Raw genomic sequence first — 1,244 nt, 5'->3', positions numbered from 1 at the left:
AAGCCGATCGAGGACGGCGGCAACTCGACGATCAAGGCGACCGACACCTACGCGGGTCGCGCCCTGGCTTGGGGGAAGGACCACACGGGGGGTGGAGCGGGAATGCCCGAGCACGAACAGGACGACCAGGAGCGCGAGTTCGACCTCAGATGGGCGGACGGAGCCGAGCACAAGGAGCCCTCGGCCCGGGCCCGTATGCTCGCCGCGCGCTGGAAGCACGACCCGCCCGGGCCCGTGCCCTTCCGCGCCGACCCGGAGTACGTCGGTTCCCGCCGCCGCTCCTCCTGGATCTCGACCGCCGTGGTGCTGGGCTGCGTGGCGGCGGTGATCGTGCTGCTGGGGTACATCAACTTCAGGGCGCCGTACTAGGCAGCCGACGACAAGTCGGCGCGCCGGTCACCGTCCCTGCATCGTACGATCCCCCGAAACAGCAGGTCGAACGGGGGACGGGCATGAATGAGGACATCCGGGGCGGGCAGGCGGCCGCAGCGCGGCTGGCCCGGGGCACGCAGCTCGACGAGGCACTCGACGTCGACGATCCGGCTGCCTGGACCGGACTGGACGCGGGCGTACGGGCCTGGGGCGGGTACGGGATAGAGGATCTGCCGGGCAAGGCTTGGGTGGAGGCGCTGGACGGGGCGATCGGGCCGCCGGGCAGGTCCGGACCGGGCGCTGGATGTTCCGGTCCTCCCGACGGGGGCCGGAGCCCGCTCACGGGCCCTCGATCGAGCCCCGGCTCGCCGTGGCGCTGTGCCACCCGGACGGCCACACCCGTGAGGCGGCCCTGGCCCGGGTCTCGGATCGTCCCGCCCTGCTGCCCCTGGTCGTCATCCGTGCTGCGGACCGGGCAGCACCTGTACGTTGACAAGGCCCGGGAGCTGCTGCGGGCGGACCTCGACGCGCACACCGGAGTCGCGCTCGCCCCCCTGATCCTGCGCATCGGCCGGCGCGAGCGGGGATCGTACGGCTGGAACTGCTCGGCGCCCTGCTCCGCCGGCACCGCACGGAGCGCCGGCCACTCTGTTCGTCCACCCCGACCGCACCGTACGACGGTTCGCGTACCGGCTGGCCGCCGAGGGGTCGCTGCTCTCCCCCGATCGGCTCGACCGTACCGCCGCCCGGGACGACGACGTCGTCGTGCAAAGCCTGTGCGCAGAGGCGGCCCCTGGCCGCCGTGCGCGAGGACGGCGGCCTCGACGACGTACTCGAACCACTGCTCGCCGTCCGCAACACGCCCGCCCGGT

The 1,244-nt window shown here is 73.3% G+C and carries 1 protein-coding gene; it reads left to right on the top strand.

Translation table 11 applies throughout. The features are described 5' to 3' along the window. The first annotated feature begins 102 nt into the window (after nucleotides 1–102). Complete coding sequence (locus tag ABZ281_RS49845; protein WP_356665512.1) at nucleotides 103–369, top strand: hypothetical protein; 267 nt, start codon at nucleotides 103–105, stop codon at nucleotides 367–369. Nucleotides 370–1,244: the final 875 nt, after the last annotated feature.

The organism is Streptomyces sp. NPDC006265 (assembly GCF_040613555.1).
Taxonomy (GTDB): Bacteria; Actinomycetota; Actinomycetes; order Streptomycetales; family Streptomycetaceae; genus Streptomyces.
Note: the sequence above shows the minus strand (reverse complement) of the source record. Positions and strands in the feature narration are given on the sequence as shown.

Excerpts from the sequence above, each read along its gene's own strand:
- ABZ281_RS49845 (WP_356665512.1), top strand. The coding sequence starts at position 103 with ATGCCCGAGCACGAACAGGACGACCAGGAGCGCGAGTTCGACCTCAGA.